Annotated in this window: 13 protein-coding genes; 9 read left to right on the top strand and 4 right to left on the bottom strand. The window is 34.2% G+C overall.

Annotated elements, in window-relative coordinates:
• Positions 1-161 precede the first annotated feature (161 nt).
• On the top strand, positions 162-1448 hold the full coding sequence (locus BSF42_RS16660; RefSeq protein WP_172426712.1) for a Glu/Leu/Phe/Val dehydrogenase: 1287 nt from the start codon (positions 162-164) through the stop codon (positions 1446-1448).
• A 130-nt stretch (positions 1449-1578) separates the two neighbouring features.
• Positions 1579-2802, top strand: coding sequence for a sterol desaturase family protein (locus tag BSF42_RS16655; protein ID WP_095954286.1), 1224 nt, complete (start codon positions 1579-1581; stop codon positions 2800-2802).
• A 328-nt stretch (positions 2803-3130) separates the two neighbouring features.
• Here BSF42_RS16655 and BSF42_RS16650 read toward each other — a convergent pair whose 3' ends face one another.
• Positions 3131-4729, bottom strand: coding sequence for a DUF6377 domain-containing protein (locus BSF42_RS16650; RefSeq protein ID WP_095954224.1), 1599 nt, complete (start codon positions 4727-4729; stop codon positions 3131-3133).
• A gap of 480 nt (positions 4730-5209) precedes the next feature.
• Between BSF42_RS16650 and BSF42_RS16645 the strand changes: the two genes are divergently transcribed.
• The 6 genes from BSF42_RS16645 to BSF42_RS16620 all read left to right on the top strand — a co-directional run bounded on the left by BSF42_RS16645 (position 5210) and on the right by BSF42_RS16620 (position 15040).
• Positions 5210-5731 carry a DUF5004 domain-containing protein gene (locus BSF42_RS16645; RefSeq protein WP_095954223.1) on the top strand — a complete coding sequence of 174 codons (522 nt, stop codon included), beginning with the start codon at positions 5210-5212 and terminating at the stop codon, positions 5729-5731.
• 8 nt (positions 5732-5739) lie between these two features.
• Entirely contained in the window at positions 5740-6822 is a 1083-nt protein-coding gene (locus tag BSF42_RS16640; RefSeq protein WP_095954222.1) for a hypothetical protein, read from the top strand.
• Between the two features lie 29 nt (positions 6823-6851).
• On the top strand, positions 6852-9869 hold the full coding sequence (locus BSF42_RS16635; protein WP_253251089.1) for a TonB-dependent receptor: 3018 nt from the start codon (positions 6852-6854) through the stop codon (positions 9867-9869).
• A 28-nt stretch (positions 9870-9897) separates the two neighbouring features.
• Positions 9898-11409, top strand: coding sequence for a RagB/SusD family nutrient uptake outer membrane protein (locus BSF42_RS16630; RefSeq protein ID WP_095954220.1), 1512 nt, complete (start codon positions 9898-9900; stop codon positions 11407-11409).
• A 343-nt stretch (positions 11410-11752) separates the two neighbouring features.
• Positions 11753-12997 carry a glycoside hydrolase family 71/99-like protein gene (locus tag BSF42_RS16625; protein WP_095954219.1) on the top strand — a complete coding sequence of 415 codons (1245 nt, stop codon included), beginning with the start codon at positions 11753-11755 and terminating at the stop codon, positions 12995-12997.
• A gap of 24 nt (positions 12998-13021) precedes the next feature.
• The gene (locus BSF42_RS16620) at positions 13022-15040 is read left to right on the top strand and encodes a glycoside hydrolase family 97 protein (protein WP_095954218.1); all 2019 of its coding nucleotides are present in this window, start codon (positions 13022-13024) and stop codon (positions 15038-15040) included.
• Positions 15041-15396: 356 nt separating this feature from the next.
• On the opposite strand, the gene BSF42_RS16615 is transcribed toward BSF42_RS16620, so the two are convergent.
• From BSF42_RS16615 to BSF42_RS16605, 3 genes are all read right to left on the bottom strand, one after another.
• Positions 15397-16311, bottom strand: coding sequence for a hypothetical protein (locus BSF42_RS16615; RefSeq protein ID WP_095954217.1), 915 nt, complete (start codon positions 16309-16311; stop codon positions 15397-15399).
• A 297-nt stretch (positions 16312-16608) separates the two neighbouring features.
• Entirely contained in the window at positions 16609-17043 is a 435-nt protein-coding gene (locus BSF42_RS16610; protein WP_095954216.1) for a DUF6526 family protein, read from the bottom strand.
• Positions 17044-17349: 306 nt separating this feature from the next.
• On the bottom strand, positions 17350-17835 hold the full coding sequence (locus tag BSF42_RS16605; RefSeq protein WP_095954215.1) for a DNA-deoxyinosine glycosylase: 486 nt from the start codon (positions 17833-17835) through the stop codon (positions 17350-17352).
• 192 nt (positions 17836-18027) lie between these two features.
• Here BSF42_RS16605 and BSF42_RS16600 point away from each other — a divergent pair, with 192 nt between their 5' ends.
• Entirely contained in the window at positions 18028-19053 is a 1026-nt protein-coding gene (locus BSF42_RS16600) for an AraC family transcriptional regulator (RefSeq protein WP_095954214.1), read from the top strand.
• The last annotated feature ends 282 nt before the right edge of the window (positions 19054-19335 follow it).

The raw sequence follows: 19335 nt of genomic DNA, 5'->3' as shown, positions 1-19335 counted from the left end.
GAAAGGCTTTTTTTTGAATTAGTAAAAAATGAAAATATGAGAACCAATCGAAATAAAAATATGTTGATGCACTGTTGTTTAATTAAAATTCCGTGTTGCATTTTAAGTAACGAGTAAGCGCATTAATCCATAAAATTAACCCCAACTAAAAACTATATAGTATGAGTTCAGAAATTATAAAACATAATCCCTTTCAATCGATGATTGATCGGTTTAATATTGCAGCAGATATTTTAAACTTAGATGATTCTATCAGACAAAAACTGCAGCGTCCGGAAAAACAAATCACAGTGAATTTTTCGATTGTTTTGGATAACGGAACCGTTCAAAATTTTGAAGGGTATCGCGTAATTCACAACACCGCTTTAGGACCTTCAAAAGGTGGTATTCGTTATGATACCGCTGTAAATCTAGATGAAGTGAAAGCACTTGCCGCCTGGATGACCTGGAAATCTGCTGTAACTGGAATTCCGTTTGGAGGAGCTAAAGGCGGTATTATCTGTGATCCCAAAAAGCATTCTAAAGCAGAATTAGAAAAAATTACAAGAGCATACACCAAAGCTCTGGCCGATATTTTCGGACCAGAAAAAGATGTTCCAGCACCAGACATGGGAACTGGTCCAGATGAAATGGGCTGGCTGATGGATGAATTTTCACTCTTACACGGACGACCAATTCATGCCGTAGTAACGGGGAAACATCTTCATTCTGGAGGATCTTTAGGAAGAGTAGAAGCGACGGGAAGAGGAGTGAGCATTATCAGTCTTTTGGCACTTCAAAAATTAAAAATCAGACCAGCGAGAGCTAGCGCTGCGATTCAGGGTTTTGGAAATGTAGGATTGCATTCGGCTTTGTTTTTATATGAAAAAGGAATAAAAGTCGTTGCAGTAAGCGATGTTTCAGAAGCCTTGTATAATCCAGACGGAATTAATATTCCTGAACTGATTTTATATTACAATTTGAATAATAAAACGATAAAAGGATATCCAAATTCTGTTGCCATTAAACATGAAGAGTTATTGCTTTTAGAGGTTGATGTTTTAATTCCGGCGGCTAAAGAAGATGTTATCACGCAGAAAAATGCAGGTGATATTCAGGCAAGAATTATTGTTGAAGGCGCTAACGGACCAGTTTCTTCAGATGCCGATCAGATTTTGCACGATAAAAATATATTAGTTGTTCCTGATATTTTAGCCAATGCAGGAGGAGTTACAGTTTCTTATTTCGAATGGCTTCAGAATTCACTTTTGGAGTCTTGGAGAATTCACCAGATTAATACCCGTCTGGAGGATATTTTAGAGAAAGGTTTTGATACTGTTTTTAGAGTTGCAGTAAAACATAGTGTAACGCCTCGTATTGCCGCTTATATTATTGCTTTGAAAAAAGTAGCCGAAACGCAGTCTATAAAAGAGATCGCTGTTGCAGCACCACAATATAAGCAGAATTAAATCAGGTTTACTTCGTAAAAGATCATTTTCGTTGATTACATTTTTAGTCTCCCTAAAAGCGTAATTGGTGGAAATGTCTTTTTCGTTTGATGTTTTTAATAAAATTTTTAGAATCGAAAGAATCATACAAATGAAAAATATTAATTTTCTGGCATTTGCCATGCCGGCCTTTTTTCTTTTTTTGTTTTTGGAATATAAACTCGCGCAGCGCAGAAAAAGGCCTGAAATTTTTAATTACGAAAGTTCCGTTTCTAATATCAGTATTGGTATTGCAGAGCGATTAATTAACTTATTTATTGCCGCCAGTTTTTACCAGTTGTATTATCTGATCTATGATGATTATCGAATATTTGATATACCGAGTAATGCCTTGGTTTGGTTTGCCCTAATTCTTGCAACGGATTTTGTCTGGTATTGGTATCACAGATTAGGACACGAAGTCAATTTTTTCTGGGCAGCGCATATTGTGCATCATCACAGTGAAGAATTTAATTTCACAGCAGCAGCCAGAATTACTACTTTTCAAGCCATTGTTCGAACAGGTTTTTGGTGTATTCTGCCCTTAATAGGTTTTCATCCAAGTATGGTAATTACCATGCTCATCGTTCACGGAGCTTATTCTTTCTTTACGCATACACAGCTTATTGGTAAAATAAAATGGCTGGAATATGTTTTTGTAACACCTTCTGTTCACGGCGTTCACCACGCATCTGACGAAAAATATTTAGACAAAAATTACGGAGATATGTTTACCTTTTGGGATCGTCTCTTCGGAACTTTTCAAACGGAAGAAGAAAAACCAAAATACGGATTGACACATCCGCTGAAAAGCTATAGTTTTTTATGGCAGCATTTTCATTATTACTTCGAAATTTACGAATTATGGAAACGCTCCAGCGGATTTAAAGCCAGATGGAAAGCTGTTTTTGGAAGTCCGGCGCACATGGATCAAGATATCCGCCCAATTCTGGAAAAGCGCTTTCTGCAGGATAAAAGCAATCCGCATCAAAGACTTCGATTTAAAAATTACCTTTATATTCAATTGGGAATCTGCACGTTGGTTTTAACCGTTTTTACCTATTATTTTGATTATTTAGAAATCTACGATAAACTGTTTGTTCTTTCTTTTATTATCATCACTTTAATTAACTGCGGTGCTTTATTAGAGCAGAGAAAATGGATGTACTATCTGGAATATACGCGCCTCGCAATGATTTCAACTTATTTTTTATACGAAGAAGACTTAATTGTGTTTTTCTTTGTTCCAATTGCATTCATGATTTTTGTTGAACAGTTATTTTCGCTGAGTAAACTCTATCAAAATACAATTTTGCAATTGGAGACTTCCGAATAATAAAAGACAGCCATGACTCGCTATAGAGAATAGGCGAAGCAATTCAAGAATTGAGATGTAGTGCGTTCGAAATGTTTTATCAGAAAAAAAAATATAATGGAAATTTTTCTTTTTATCAGAAGTCCCAGGGGGACGAAATATTTATAGAAAAATATTTGTTATACAAAAAGCTCCAGCGGAGCGACAAATTTATATGTCGCTCCGCTGGAGCTTTTTAGATGCTGTTAATTATTCCTATAAATATTAAGCTCCGCTGGAGCTTTTTCTTTATGATACAATTAATTCCATTATGCTGAAAAAAACTTAGAACCTCAGAATCTTAGTATCTTTAAATAGTTTTAATCGCCATTATTTTCTCTTCAAAAGTATCTTTAAAATCAGATTTACTTTTGATTCTGGTTTTATACGTATAAATTGTAGCTACAGAAAGTTCGAGAAATTCTGCCATTTGATTACTATCTTGAATTCCTAATCGGTATAAAGCAAAAATTCGTAATTCAGTATTCAGTAGTTCGCCTTTTTTGACAATACATTTATGATCATTTGGGAATAATTTATTGAATTCTGTTACAAAAGTGGGAAATAATCTCAAGAAGATTTCATCAAATTGATGGAATAAATTCTCTCTTTCTTCCTTTACATTATAACGTTTCAAACTCGCTATGACTTCATCTGTTTTCTTAGTGATAATCTTATGAAGCGTACTTTTCTGGATATGATCAATCTTATTGATGAAAGCCGAAGTTGCCTTAATAAAATACGTTATATATTCTTCTTTTATGGCATTTGCCTCACTCAAACTCACATTCATTTCCTGCAATTGCAAATAAGAAGAAGCCATAATTTTTCTGGCCTTATTTTTTTCCTTCAATTGTTTAAAGATGATTCCTAAAAACAGGAAGATGATAACCGTAAGAATCGTCAAAAGAATAATGATTTTTTCCAGTTTGTCATTTTTATCTTTTACATTATTCAACTGTGCTTTTTCGATAATAGGCAAAATCGACGAAATCTCAATTTTTCGATGTCTGGCATTGTAGAAAGTAGCATCATCCATTGCGATATTGATGTATTCGTTGGCTTTATCCAAATAACCCATTTTAAAAAGCTCGTTGGCTAAATTTCGAAGAGCAACCGTTTCCTTCGTCGCATTTTTTACATCGGCAATAGCGGCAAGTGCGAGATATTGAATCGCTTTTTTGGTGTAACCGCGTTCAGAATAAATGTAACCGAGACTCGAAGTGGCAATTCCATAATATTCCGCAGGCAGATTATAGTTGTTAATCCAATAACTAAAAGCAAATTCAGCACCGCGCCAGTCTTGTTGCTTAAGGCGTTTCAGGCTTTCTGCTGCCCAATATTCGTTTGTATTAGTTCCAATTAATTCTAATGCCTTTTTTAAGAAATGATTTCCCTGTTGTACATAATGAATATTAAAACGCTGATCGCGGTTGTAATCGGCTAGATCGTAATAAGCACGGGCCTTAATATTGTAGTATTCAAATTTGTTTTTAAGATCCAGCTTAGTATCGTCAATAACATTCAAAGTATCAATGGCTTCTTTAAAAAGCCCAGAAGATAATAGTACAAAACCCTCTTTGATTCGGCTTTTAGATAAAAACTTTGGATCTTTTAAGATTTTGGCCTTGATTTTAGATTGTTCCAAATAATAATAAGCAGAGTCATATTTAAAAGATTTGTATTCGTCAAATAATGATATATAACAATTGTACAGCTCCTCATTGTTTTGATTGAGCGTGAATTTGGAAATGTTTTTCTTTAGAGCTTCAATTTTTCGATATTTCTGTTTCAGGTAAATGTCTTTTTTCAATAGCACCTGATCTAATTCTTCTAAATAAGGATTTGTCTCTTTCGCAGTTAAAGAAAAACCTCCAATGAAGAAAAGCAGTATCAATATTCTTCGCATGATTTAGTTTTGGTTTATGGTAAAAAATGGTTGTTAGATAGATTTAGTTAATTCGTTTTAAAATTAAAAATAAGTTAGAAAATACAGAAAGCCTCGTTTTTAGAATCTTGTAAATTGTTTAATAACATCGCTTTAGAAAGTGGTTTTTGAAATAAAAATAAGCTGTAAATGTTAAAAACAGATAAATTATTTGCAATTATACAATAAAAAGAGGTTAGATATATGTATAGTGAAAAAAATATACTGATTATTTTACATATTGTCATTTTTACCATTAAAAAATCATCGTTTTTGATCTAAACACCATCTTGATTTTTAAATTGTAAAAATAATTATAAATAATTGGTTTTTAATTAGTTGTATTATAAAATGTCTGAATTTCATCTTGATTTTTCTCAGATATTTTTTTTAAGATTTATTTAACTTCTAGCTTCGCTCTATCCTTTTGAAGGGTTAACAAACTAACAAAAACCAAAATTTATGAAATGTAAAAGTCTTTACTGGTTAGCTTTTATAATGTGTTTTTTTGCTCTTGCATGCGATAACACAGAAGATGGAAGCTACGTAGATCCGATTACCATTTATGAGAAAGTAAATGGGAATTGGCAATTAGCAAATCTGAAAATGGTTGATGAAGTTGCGAAAGCAAATAAGATCGAACCAAATGAAGAAAACTTGAATGCCTATTTCAATTACGAAGATTTTAAAATCAACTTCAGCGTAGATGAAAACAACAGGCCAACAAGTTATGAAGTAACAGGAAATGTCCCTCCATTATTTGCTCCAAAGGGATATTGGGCGCTCAGCTCAGATTTTCAGCCGACCAATTCCGGCGCAACAAAAATCTACTTGTACAGCGATGCACAAAAAACTCAAAAAACAGACGAACTTCGATTGATTTCCGTTCCGGGAAAGAATGATGAAATGCAGATTCAATTAACGCATTCTTCAGACGGAGTAGATTTTGTATCTTATGTATTTAAATTAAATGCTATTAATTAAAAAGTAATATGAAAAAGTTTATATATACAATTTTACTTGCCTTGTTGATGGCTCCTAATTTTATTCAGGCGCAGGAAACTACAGGAGCTGTAGGGGCAATGTCATCATTTCCTGTAGTGTACAAATACGATGAACAAGTTACTTGGTATTTTGATTTATCGGGAACTACGTTTGCAGAAAACGAAAATTTATACATCTGGATCTGGTCTCCATCTGAGCCGGATGCTGGAAATTGGGAAAACTCTTCTGAGTTTGCAAAACTAAAATATGAAGGAAATAAAGTTTGGAGTTTTACTTTAACCCCAACAGTTTATTTTTCTAAAACTCCAGCAGAAATTGCTGCAAGCGCTGGTTTTTGGTTTCGTTTGAAAAACAAAAACGGATCTAAACAAAGTGAAGTTGCCAATATGCCCTACACTGATTTCTCTTCATTTTATACAGCAAATGAGGTAATTAGATCTTATCCAACAAAACCACTAATCGATAAACCGGTAAGTATTTTATTTAACTCTAATTTAAAAGATGGTTTTGCAGGTGTTGAAAGTGTTCATTTTCATAGTGGATTAAACAACTGGGCAGTTTTACAAGAATATCAGGCTTGGCTTCCAGATGTATCTGAAAAAACAAAATTGAAAGATCTTGGAAATGGTTTTTATAGAATGGATTTGATTCCGCAACAATACTACAATCCGCCGGCGGGCTTTGTTATGGAAAATATAACTTTCCTTCTTGTAGCAAAGGACTGGACAACTAACTCTGGCGACCAAATTATTTATGCTGGAGAATTTATTCCGCCGCCACCGCCGAGTTTCAATTTCTTCCCATTGCAAATCAGTCAAAAAGATTTTCTTGGAATGTCTAGAAAAAATAACGAACCAGGCGTAAACAAATTACTCTACACTATTACGGCCGGCGCGAAAACATTCTCTGGTGAGTTTTCTGGAGGAACTGCAGAAATAAAAGGTTTTGTCAATTTAGTTTCTGAACTAAACGGCGTTTCAAATTTGACTGAAATTCATGTTTTGGTAAAAGACAACAAAGACAAAACGATTTCAGACACGACAATTCCGCTAAAAACTCTAGATAAATAATTCACTATTAAATTAAAACACCAATTCTAATGAATAGTAAAAATACAAAAAGCGTCCTGCATCAAATGTGGATTGCTAAATCGGCGGTATTGATGATATTTATGCTTTTTCTTTCTGCAGGCATTTTCGCGCAGACGAAAAAACAAATATCAGGAACCGTTTACGACAATACTGGCACTGTATTGCCGGGAGCTTCTATCATTGAAGTAGGAACTAAAAACGGAACTACAACAGATTTTGATGGTAAATTTAGCCTTCAGGTAGCCGTAGGAAGTGCGATTGAAGTTTCTTTTATAGGTTCAACAACGCAGAGAGTTCAAATTACTGGATCAACTTCAAATCTTGAAGTACGTCTGCAAAACGACGGTTATACCTTGGCAGAAGTACAAGTGGTTTCTGTAGGTTATGGAAAAGTAAAAAAATCTGATTTAACAGGGGCAATTTCGACCGTTGGAGCTGATGATTTAGTAAAAGGAACCATTTCCTCTACAGAACAGGTTTTACAAGGAAAAGTAGCAGGATTGAATATTATTCGTCCTTCTGGAGATCCTTCTGCGGGTTCTACAATACGCTTGCGCGGCGGAACTTCTTTAACAGCTAGCAACAGTCCGTTAATTGTGGTTGACGGAATTGCGGGTGTTGATATTAACGTGGTGCAGCCGGCAGATATTAAATCGGTTGACGTGCTTAAAGACGCTTCTGCAACAGCTATCTACGGTTCTAGAGGTGCAAATGGGGTAATTATGATTACTACTAAATCGGGTACAAAAGGAGTTTCTGTGGTATACAGCGGTTTATCAAGCATTGGTTATGTGACAGATAATTTAGATCTTTTATCGGCAAATCAATGGAGAGGATATGTTCGTGATAATGGACTCGCAGACGCTGTGGACTACGGCGGTAATACAAATTGGCAAAAAGCAATTGAACAGACAGCTATTTCACAGTCACATACTTTAAGCATTAATTCTGGTAAAGCAGACAGCGGTTTTAGAACTTCCCTTTCTTATTTAAATAACGAAGGCGTTATTAAAAGATCTGGTTTAGAAAGAATCAGCGGAAACGTAACGGCGTATCAATTTCTGGGAGACAACAAAGATGTAAAATTCGATATGGGTTTATTTGCTAATATCGATAAATGGCATCCAATTGATTATAGAATTTTTGAAAGAGCTTACAACCTAAATCCAACAATTCCAGTTTACAATTCTAATGGAGAATTTTCTGAAGTAACTGGAAATATTTATCAAAATCCAGTTGAAATTTTAACCAACAGAACTATTGATAATGAAAGACACAGATTGTTAGGTTATTTTAAAACAGATGTGAAATTCTTAAACGATTTTACCGCTACTGCTAATATTTCGTTAGAACATAATGCCGTAAAAGGAGGAACTTATAAGCCATCTTATGCTGTTATGGAAGGACAGACAGAAGGCGGTTTTGCACAAAGAAGTTATGGCGAATTTACAAACGCACAAGGGGAACTTTATGTAAATTATGCTAAAACTTTCGACAAACATAATGTTAGTGCATTAGCTGGGTATTCTTATCTGGAAAATATTTACGAAGGTTTTGGAGCACAAAGAGGCGGTTTTGTAACAGATGCTTTTAGCTATAATAATTTGGGTGCAGGTTACAATTATCGTTTGGGCGATGTGTACTCATACAAAGGAAAATCAAATTTAGTTTCGTTTTATGCTCGTGCAAATTACGGTTACGACGGTAAATATTTATTGACAGCAACTGTAAGACGCGACGGATCAAGTCGTTTTGGAGAAAATAATAAATGGGGAACTTTTCCATCTGCCTCTGCAGCCTGGAGAATTTCTAACGAGGGATTTATGGAATCGTCAAAAGGTTGGTTAGACAACTTAAAAGTAAGAGTGGGTTACGGAGTTACAGGAAATCAAGACGGAATTGGCGAATACAAATCGCTTTCTATTCTTGGAGTTGGAAACGACAGTTACTACGATCCAATTACTAAAACGTGGAGTTTGGCCTATTCGCCAAAACAAAATCCAAATCCTGATTTAAAATGGGAATCAACAGAGCAGATAAATGTTGGTTTTGATTTCGGACTTTTTAATAGGATTACTGGTTCATTCGAGTGGTATTCTAAAACAACAAAAGATTTATTATATACGTATGAAGTGCCTCAGCCTCCATATTTGGTTGGAACAATGCTGGCTAACGTAGGCGAAATGTCGAATAAAGGAGTTGAATTAACTCTAAATGCAAATATCGTTAAAGGAGATAAATTTACTTGGGATGCTAATTTGACACTTGGGCATAATGTTCAGAAAATCGAAAAACTTTCAAACCCAACTTATAAAACAGATGTTATCTACAGTGGCTCTTTACACGGTTTAGCGGGTATGTCTGGACAATATTCTCAAATTATTGCAGAAGGATATCCAGTTGGAACTTTCTGGGGATTCAAAAATGCTGGTTTAGATGCTGACGGAAAAATACAGTATTACAACGCAGCAAATGAAGTAGTTGCAGAAAGTGCTTTAGTTGATGCTGATAAAAGAGATTTAGGAAATATTCAGCCAGACCTTACTTTAGGTATTGGGATGAATTTTACTTATGGAAATTTTGATCTTGGAATTTCAGGATACGGAATGTTTGGTCAAAAAGCATTGAATGCAACCAATATGATGTTAAACGATCCAAACAGGTTACCAGCTTTTAACGTGCCGGATGATTTCTTAAACAGTGGTATTACTTCGGCGCCAAAGTACTCTGATTATTGGATTGAAGATGCTTCATTCTTTAGACTTCAAACTTTATCACTTGGTTATACTCTGCCATTGAAATACAAAAAATCTAAAGTTAGATTCTATGTAATGGGAGAAAACCTGTTTGTAATAACAGGCTACAAAGGCGTAGATCCAGAGATTGGTTTAAATGCTCAGGACGGAATAAATCAAACTGGAGTTGTAGACCAAACGGGACTAGCAGCTCCTGGAATTGACAGATACAATAATTATCCTCGACCAACGACAATTTCTGTTGGACTAAATTTTACGCTGAATAACTAAGCGAATTGATAACCATAAAATATTAAAAATGAAAATCAAAATAACAGCAGCGATACTTTTAAGCATGCTTTTTACGGTGTCATGTACTGATTTGGACGAACAGTTATATGATCAGGTAGAAGATGGAAATTTTGGAAATACAACTAAAGAAATTGATGCGCTGGTTGGTGGAGCTTATTCTTCTTTAAGAGGATTCTCTGATGCAATATCAAATAATTTCCCAACTTGTGAATATGTTTTCTTTTTGAATGAAGTAGTTTCAGACGAAGCCACAATTCCAACAAGAGGAACCAACTGGTACGATGGCGGGCAATATCAAGATGCACAAAAACATACTTGGAAAGCAGATAATAGAATGATTCTTTCGGCGTGGCGTTACAATTATACTGGAATTGCTAAGATCAACGCGATCATTTATCAAATCAATAAATCGTCTTTGACAGAAAAGGCAAAAGAACCCATTTTTGCAGAATTAAAGGCTTTGAGAGCATATTACTACTACAATCTTTTGGATTTATTTGGAAATGTGCCCATCGTAACCAATTTTGAAGATACAGATCTTCCAACCAATTCAACAAGAAAAGAAGTGTATGATTTTGTTGAAAAAGAGCTTACAGATGCAATTCCGTTTTTAAATGGAAATGTGGTGTATTCTAAATTAACTAAAAACGTGGCGTATTCTATTTTAGCAAGATTGTATTTGAATTCAGAAGCATTTATCGGCACAGCGCGTTGGCAGGATTGTTTAGAGGCATGTCAGAAAGTTACGGGATACACTTTAACACCAGATTTCTTTACCAATTTTGCCACAGAAAATCAAACCTCAAGCGAGATTATTTTTGCTGTTCCTTACGATTCAAAAGCGGGAACTGTTGGAAACTACATGAATTCAATGTCTGCACATTACAATCAAAAATTAGCTATTTCTCCAATAGGAAATTACCCTTGGAGCGCTAACGGAATGTGCGCTCAGCCAGGAGTATATTCAGCTTTTGCAGACACAGATAAAAGAAAAAAATGTATGCTTGCGGGAGATCAAATCAATCTTGCAACAGGTTCTGTAATTATGATGGATAATGGAGAGCCGCTAACTTATACCGAAAACTTAACAAGTTTGGGAGACGCCAAAGAAAATGAAGGAGTTCGTCTAGCGAAATATGAAATGAAAGCAGGAGAACAATGGGAACGCGATCACGATTTTGTTTTAATTCGTTATTCAGAAATCTTAATGATGCAGGCAGAATGTTACGTGCGTTTAGGTTCGCCAGATTTAGCAAGACCGTTTTTACAGCAGGTAACAGCCAGAGCAGGAGAAGAAATGCCGGCAACTATAGATCTTGCTTTTATCGACCAAGAACTGCTTAAAGAATTTACATTCGAAGGAAGAAGAAGAACAGATAATATCCGTTTTGGAACATTCTTCCTGCCATGGTGGGAAAAAGGAACAACTGAAAAATACAGAGCAATTTTCCCAATTCCAAGCACTGTTTTAACTACAAATAAAAACCTAAAACAAAATCCTGGATATCCTTTGAATTAGGTTTTAAGCTGTCAGTCTTCCATGTTGGTTAGTCGTGGAAGGCTGATATGTTTATATGAATTTACTAAAGTTTTTTTTATACACTAATAATAGTAAAAGCTCCAGAGGAGCTGAATGTTTATAGGATAGTTAAGAATTATGATTAAAATTCCGTAGGAGTGACATTTGGGCGACAACAAAATTTCACCCCGCTGGGGTTCTTTTGACATTATGTATAAATATTTTCTATAATATTTTGTCCCGCCGGGACTATAGTATAAATCTTCAAATGATCTTACAGCGAGAGTTATTAGAAGTAAAAAAACTTGCAAATAAGAGTTCTAAATAAATAATACAAATCAGTATGAAAAGATATATCACAGCGATGGTTTTTGGTTTAATGAATATTGTGATGGTTGCCGGATGCAGCAGCGATGACAAAGGTTCAGATAAACCAGTAGAACCAGAAGTAGTAAAACCTGTTGCGATTGAGAAAACCAACAGTACCAAAATTTATATGCATTATATGCCGTGGTTTGAAACCAATGAAAGCAGTGCCGATAAAAAATGGGGTTATCATTGGACAATGGCAAACAAAAATCCGAACAATATAGGAACAAACGGCCGAAGAGAAATAGCATCTTATTATTATCCGCTGATTGGACCTTATCACTCAGGTGATAAAAATGTGATTGAAAATCATTTATTATTGATGAAATATTCAGGAATTGATGGAATTCTCATTGACTGGTACGGCACTTATGATGTAAACGATTATAGAATGGTCAAAGAAAATACCGAGCAGTTAATTGAAATGCTGGACAAAGTAGGTTTAGAATATGCAATTGTATACGAAGACCGATTTTTAACGAATGTTGTAAATGCAGGAAAAGCAATTTCGGTAGCAAGTGCAGCAAAAACAGATTTAGCTTATGTACAAAATAATTATTTTACTGATGCTAATTATATTAAAATTAATGGAAAACCTCTGTTAATGAATTTCGGTCCAATTGTTTTGCAGACTCCTGCAGAATGGACAAACGTGTTCAATACCTTAACTACAAAACCAACATTCCTGACACTTTGGGATCATTCTGTAAAAGCAGGGGAGAACGCAGCTGGAGAGTACGCATGGGTGTATAAAGACAATAGTTTCCTGACTAATTTTTATACGAATACCAAACCAAAATTAGGAGTTGCGATGGGAAGTGCTTATCCTGGCTTTAAAGATTTTTATGCCGAAGGCGGAGGCGGAGCGGCAATTGGCTGGACAATAGAGCATAATAACGGAGCGACATTGGATGCAACACTTTCATTAGCAAAAAATGCAAATGTAGATTACCTGCAGCTTATTACTTGGAATGATTTCGGAGAAGGAACAATGTTCGAACCAACAGTCGAATTTGGATATTCTTATGTAGAAAAGATAAAAGCATTTGCCGGAGTGACAAACTCAGAAAATGTGTTTACAGAAATCAGCAAATTGTATGATTTACGCGTACAGAAAAAAGGAAATGTAGAAGCCCAGAAAAAACTCGATCAAGCGTTCAATTATTTTGTTTCCATGCAGTCAGCAAGAGCAAAACAAATATTGAGCGAAATTAAATAGAGCTGTAATTAATACAATTAAATAATGAAAAACAAAACATATAGATACTGCCTCATGGCACTGGCATCAATGCTGATTTTTGCCTGCAGTACTAAAAAAACGTATAAAATCAGTTCTCCTGAAAAAATCTCCGAATTAACTTTTGAATTAACACCATCGGGACAGCCGCAGTATAGTTTTTCTTCTAACGGAAAATCGGTTATTGAACCTTCTCTTCTGGGATTCGAATTTCAAGGCCTGCCAAAAATGACAGAAGGTTTTGAAGTAGTATCCACAGAAGAAAAATCGGCAGACGAAACTTGGGAACAGCCTTGGGGCGAATTCAAAAAAGTCAGGGACCACCATAACGAACTAATTGTTCATCTAAAAGAAACAAAAGGTGAGGAGCGTTTGGTTGATATTATCTTTAGAGTTTTTGATGATGGTTTGGGTTTTCGTTATGAATTTCCGAAACAGCCTAATCTAGGAAAAGTCAAAATTTCTAATGAAGTAACGCAATTTACTTTCAAGGATAATAATGAAGTTTGGTGGATTCCAGTTCACCGTGAAAACAGTTATTATGAAAGTGAATACCGCAAAACGTTAATGAGTAAGACCGATACTATTAATACTCCTGCAACTTTTGAAACAAAAGATAAATTGTATGTAGCTATTCACGAAGCCAATTTAACCGATTTTGCCTCAATGACACTTTTAAAAACTACAGACAAACAATACAAAAGTGATTTAGTGCCGTGGGCAGATGGCGTAAAAGTTTATGCAGAAACACCTTTTAAAACGCCTTGGAGAACGATTGTAGTAGGTAAGAATCCTGGAGAAGTGGCAGCTTCAACTATTATGCTGAATTTAAATGAACCATCAAAGATTGAAGATCTTTCTTGGATTACGCCTTCAAAATATATTGGAATCTGGTGGGGAATGCATTTAGAAAAATACACTTGGGGACAAGGAGCCAAACATGGTGCAACAACCAAAAACACAAAAGAGTACATCGATTTTGCAGCGAAAAATGGTTTTGATGGAGTTCTAGTTGAAGGCTGGAATGAAGGCTGGGATGGCGATTGGACTGCAGACGGTTCTGCATTTAGTTTTGTAAAAGCATATCCAGATTTTAATTTGGAAGAAATCACAAAATATGCTGCTATAAAAAATGTTCGTTTAATTGGACATCATGAAACGGCTGGAGCAACCAAAAACTACGAAAGTCAGTTAGAAGATGCTTTTAAACTGTATCAAAAAATGGGCGTGAATTCAGTTAAAACGGGTTATGTGAATAAATATTTAGATAAAAAAGAATGGCACGACAGCCAGTATGGAGCGCGTCATTACAGAAAAGTAATTGAAACAGCTGCTAAATATCATATTATGATTGATAACCACGAACCGATGAAAGGAACAGGTTTACAGCGTACCTATCCCAACTTTATGTCGCAGGAAGGCGGAAGAGGGCAGGAATACAATGCGTGGTCTGGAGATGGAGGAAATACACCAGAGCATTTAACGACGCTTCCTTTTACCAGAATGCTTTCTGGACCTTTTGATTACACGCCTGGGAATTTTAATTTTGATTATAAAACGCCTTCTGGGGCAAAAGTGCAGACTACTTTAGCGAATCAATTGGCGTTATATGTAATTATTTTTAGTCCGCTGCAAATGGCTTCCGATTTACCAGAGAATTATGAAGGAAAACCAGAATTTCAATTTGTAAAAGATGTTCCATGCACTTGGTCTGATACCAAATTTTTAGATTCTAAAATTGGTGAATACACTACAATTGCCCGTAAAGACTGGGATGAGAAAAACTGGTATTTGGGTTCTATTACAAATAGAAGTGCCAGGGATTTAAAAGTGACGTTATCGTTTTTAGACAAAGACAAAGAATACGAAGCAGCAATTTACGCAGACGGAGCTGGAGCAAATTATAAAACTAATCCGTATCCAGTTACAATCTCTAAACAAAAAGTAAACAACACAACCATATTAAATATCAAGTTGGCAGCTGGCGGAGGAACAGCAATAAAATTTTCTCCAATCGAGAAATAAATTAGTTGAGTTTTATTTTGAGTTAATTAAGTTTAAGTTTAGCAGTAAACCCGATAGCAGAGCAGTTATCGGGTTTGTTTTTATATTTTTTTGTTTCAAGTTTCAGGTTTCAAGTTTTTTGTCTTTGTGGATAGTTTTATCGCAAAGTGCGCAAAGATTTTTTTTATCCGCTAGGTTTTATAAAAATGCAAAGTTCGCAAAGCTTTGTGTAAAAATTAATCTCGCAAAGTCGCAAAATCGCAAAGAATATAAAACTTTGCGACTTTGCGAGATTATTCCATCAAGCTCAAAAAACTTAGCGAACTTTGCGCTACCCTTTGTGTCTTTGCGGTAAAAAACGTAGCACCTTTAAAAAATTAATTTTTATAAAGCTTAACATGATTTCCAAAACTATAAGTTGCAGTTAAAGTCGGACCATTATAACCCCATTTAAAGAAACCATTTAGTCTTTCTTTTTCCATATCAACTCTTATGTTTAATCCTGTATATCCAGCTGTCAGACTAAAATTTTCGTAAACATTATATAAAACAGATAAATTATAACTCAATAATCTTCCATCAAAATCATCGATTTTAATCGCAAAATAGTTAAAGTTAGCATATAAGCCGACTTTTCTGCCCAATACAAATTCTCCCCAAATTCCGACATCCGGTAGAGGCGCAGTAAAATTAAAATTATCTTTATATTCTGCTTCAATTGTTGCTCCCTCTAATCTCATTCCGATATCTCCAAATAAAACATGCGCCCCAATAAGAGCTCCAATTTCATATTTTGGTTTTGATATAAAGGCATAACCGTAGGTAATTCTTCCAATGTGATTATCCATAAAAGCCGAAACTGTGGCATTTACAGGATAAACGTGATCCCTAAATTCAATTTCTCTCTGAAGTGTTTTGGTAGAACTTCTGCTTAAATAATAATATTCTGCTCCAAGTCTTGACCTTCTTGAGATTCTCCATTCAAAAGTTCCAAAGAAGGAAACAGAACTTTTATTAAATCCGAGATCGTTCTCAAAATCAATTAGATTTCCAAAGTTTCCATTATTGCTTCCAACTTCAACCTCAGTATTATTTACAGGAAAAAAAGCACCCGCAGTTACCTTGAACCGTCTCGCATGCCACGGAAGATCGTCGGCATAATTGTCTTGCAAATCTTCATTTTCAGTTTTAAAAGATGCTGTACTTTGGGTTGAAATATTTTCTGCAGTTGTTTGAGCTTTTAACGGAATCCAAAAGAGCGTCAGTACCAAAAAAACAAATAATTTTTTCATCAGATTAGTTTTTTAAATTTTGGTTAGGAAATATTTAACAATAAAGTTAGTAAAAATAATCCTTCATTTTTATTTTTTGTGTTCTGATTATCAATAAAATACTCAGTTGAGGTTCAGAGGTTGAGAGGTTCAAAGGTTCAAAGGTTCAAAGGTTCTGAGGTTCAAAGGTTCAAAGGTTCAGAGTTTCATAGGTTCATAGGTTATGAGGCTTTATTGATTTATGGAATAAAAAAAGACGCAATGTGCGTCTTTAAAACCTTTGTCCCTTTGAACCTCTGAACCTCTGAACCTTTGCTCCTAAACTCTATGATAATCTGCTTTCCAGTGTACAATTGCTTTTTTGATGGCGTCTCCGCTTAAATTGTTTTTTAAAACATCATCTACAAGCTGAATTAGTTCAGTGTCTGGTGCGAATCTTAAGGCAAATATTTGATCGTCTGTAAGTTTGTATTCAAAATCTTCAAATCTTTTTCCTGTTAAAGAGAAATAACGATAGCGCATTTCTAAACGTACAATTCTATTTTGAAGCGTAAGTGCATAATGCTGGCGCAGCATAAAAGCCAAAGCAAATAAAAATATAAAAACAACGCTTATAAATCCCCAGATTAAATGTTCGTCTGTCGTTACAGCAAGATAAATGCTGGCGATTAAAAATAATATTAAAATAGGATAATATATAAAATGGTGCGGTGTGTAAAATCGTATATGATTGTAATAGGTCTGAATTTTCATGTTTTTTTCGTTTTAAGTATCGTATAAAAACAAAGCTGCTCTATAAAATTATAGAGCAGCTTTTTCCCAAAAATAAACTAACATAACCAATGTTCTCTTTATAATCTAAACTCGTTAAAGTTTGTTAAGTAATTTTAATAAGAAGAAAGCCTTTCCTTTTCGTTAATCAAATTTTCAACAGGGCTTATTTTTCTTTGTTTTCTACGATGTAAAATTACTTTTAGAGCGGCTACAATTTGTTATATTTTAAAAGGAAAAAGTTACATGATTCCAATATTTACTATTTAATTCTATAAAATTCATGCCTTATAATAAGGTCTGAATGATATTCCATTCTTCCAGTTTATTTTTAAAAGCCTTGCTGGCATTGGCTGGACTAGTCGATGGAAGCGTCATTTTTTTATAATCCTTTTCTAAGTGAACATATTTTTTAAAAAATGCTGCAGCTTTCTGTCCATTAAAAAATATGTACTCTATTTGAGGATGACTTTTTAGAAAATTTTCAAAATCATTTGCAATTTCATTTTTAATGGCGCTGTCTAAACTCCCAACTCGATCGCAAAATTGTAAGACATCCCAAAGAGCAATATTGTTTTTAAGGAGCAATTTTTTTCTAGTTTCATAATCTTGTGAAAATTCTTCTCCTAATATAGTGAACATAAATTTCCAAAAGTTGTTCTGGTTATGACCGTAATATTGATTGAGTTCTAATGATTTTGTTCCAGGCATTGTGCCTAAAATCAGTATTTTAGAATCTTTAGAACTAACTGGTGGAAAGGAAAAGCTTTTCATATTTTAATAACGTGATTTTTTTGTATTTGTTAAAATAATCATTTATAAGGAATTATAAAACAAAACGATAAAATTATATAACATTTTTGGTTTGTGTTTACACGAACTTTGAATTTCAGATTTGTAGAGCATGCAGTACCTGAACCTCTTTTAAATCTGAATAGCAAATTATAGAATTTAAATCTAGTCACCATGAAAATTGTTACTATAAATACAGAAAAAACTCAAAATATATTTGATGAACTTCATACTAACTTTGGTGGAAAAGTGACTTTTGACTTAGACGAATATACACTTGAAGTTGAAAATAGTTTTGCAGAAGGTTCGATTATCGGCGCTTCTTTCAATGATAATATTTCATATGTTCAATTTGATATGACATTTTCAAGTGATGTCAGATTGGATATTTTAAATGTAAAATCGTCACCTATATATTTTGCGTATTGTTCTAAAGGAAGTTTATCACACAGTTTTGGACTAAACGGCGAAGAAAGAAAATTAAAAACTTTTCAAACTGCAATTGTTACTTCAAAACAAAATCAGGATAATGTTTTATTTTTTGAAAAAGGAAAGAAAACAAAACTGACTTTAATTATAGTGGGCACTCAAGTTGATGCCAAATCGCAATTGCATTCTTTAAACCAAAGAGTAAAAGATACTTTTTTTGAAAACAATCTTGTTCAGGATTTCTTTTATATCGGTTCTTATAATTTACAAATTGCAGAAAAAATTGAACAGCTTAATTCAATTACCCAGACTGGAATTGTTCGCAATTTATTGAAAGAGGGAATTATGAGAATTATTCTGGCAATGGAAATTCAACAGCATTCAGACGATTTACATGCTTTTGCAAATGAATCAAGCGGATTGACTTTAAGAGAAATGGAAGAAATTAAAGAGCTTTCAGAATTTATTAAAGCAAGCCCAGAAGAAGCTTTTTCTATTAAATCTCTAAGTAAAAAATCTGGTTTGTCTCCAAACAAACTTCAAGAAGGTTTTAAAATGATTCACAATCGTACGGTCAACGACTATATTACACATATGAGAGTTTTAAAAGCTGAAATTTTAATTCGAACATCAGATCTAAATATTTCAGAAATAGTGTATTGCATTGGTTTTACCAGCAGAAGTTATTTCTCTAAAATTTTCAAACAAAAATTTAACTGCAGCCCAAAAGAATATAAGTTTAACTTGAATTCGCTGGCAATTACTGCGTAGTTGCAAAGGTTCAAAGACTCAAGTTGCAAAGGTTTTAAATTGCGAATATAATACTCCTTTGAACGTGAAATTATAAATAAATAATGTCGCTAGCTTATAAGCAAGATATATACACAAAAGCGCTAAGATTCTAAACGTCTAGTTTTTAGATTTCACTAAAAAACCTGGCATTTATAATCTTAGCTTTTTAAGCTCCAATATTTAATTAAAAGTCAAAGTGTTCCAACTTTGTACCTATGACCCTTTGTAGCTTTGAACCTAAAAAAATCTTTTTGTAAAGAT

It is taken from the genome of Flavobacterium sp. ACN6, assembly GCF_002304005.1.
GTDB lineage: Bacteria > Bacteroidota > Bacteroidia > Flavobacteriales > Flavobacteriaceae > Flavobacterium.
The sequence above is the reverse complement of the archived record's forward strand: the minus strand, read 5'-3'. Positions and strand labels throughout refer to the sequence as shown.

What these genes read in the sequence shown, in the direction of transcription:
- BSF42_RS16660 (WP_172426712.1), top strand. Translation starts at nt 162, where the DNA reads ATGAGTTCAGAAATTATAAAACATAATCCCTTTCAATCGATGATTGAT.
- BSF42_RS16655 (WP_095954286.1), top strand. Translation starts at nt 1,579, where the DNA reads ATGAAAAATATTAATTTTCTGGCATTTGCCATGCCGGCCTTTTTTCTT.
- BSF42_RS16650 (WP_095954224.1), bottom strand. Translation starts at nt 4,729, where the DNA reads ATGCGAAGAATATTGATACTGCTTTTCTTCATTGGAGGTTTTTCTTTA.
- BSF42_RS16645 (WP_095954223.1), top strand. Translation starts at nt 5,210, where the DNA reads ATGAAATGTAAAAGTCTTTACTGGTTAGCTTTTATAATGTGTTTTTTT.
- BSF42_RS16640 (WP_095954222.1), top strand. Translation starts at nt 5,740, where the DNA reads ATGAAAAAGTTTATATATACAATTTTACTTGCCTTGTTGATGGCTCCT.
- BSF42_RS16635 (WP_253251089.1), top strand. Translation starts at nt 6,852, where the DNA reads ATGAATAGTAAAAATACAAAAAGCGTCCTGCATCAAATGTGGATTGCT.
- BSF42_RS16630 (WP_095954220.1), top strand. Translation starts at nt 9,898, where the DNA reads ATGAAAATCAAAATAACAGCAGCGATACTTTTAAGCATGCTTTTTACG.
- BSF42_RS16625 (WP_095954219.1), top strand. Translation starts at nt 11,753, where the DNA reads ATGAAAAGATATATCACAGCGATGGTTTTTGGTTTAATGAATATTGTG.
- BSF42_RS16620 (WP_095954218.1), top strand. Translation starts at nt 13,022, where the DNA reads ATGAAAAACAAAACATATAGATACTGCCTCATGGCACTGGCATCAATG.
- BSF42_RS16615 (WP_095954217.1), bottom strand. Translation starts at nt 16,311, where the DNA reads ATGAAAAAATTATTTGTTTTTTTGGTACTGACGCTCTTTTGGATTCCG.
- BSF42_RS16610 (WP_095954216.1), bottom strand. Translation starts at nt 17,043, where the DNA reads ATGAAAATTCAGACCTATTACAATCATATACGATTTTACACACCGCAC.
- BSF42_RS16605 (WP_095954215.1), bottom strand. Translation starts at nt 17,835, where the DNA reads ATGAAAAGCTTTTCCTTTCCACCAGTTAGTTCTAAAGATTCTAAAATA.
- BSF42_RS16600 (WP_095954214.1), top strand. Translation starts at nt 18,028, where the DNA reads ATGAAAATTGTTACTATAAATACAGAAAAAACTCAAAATATATTTGAT.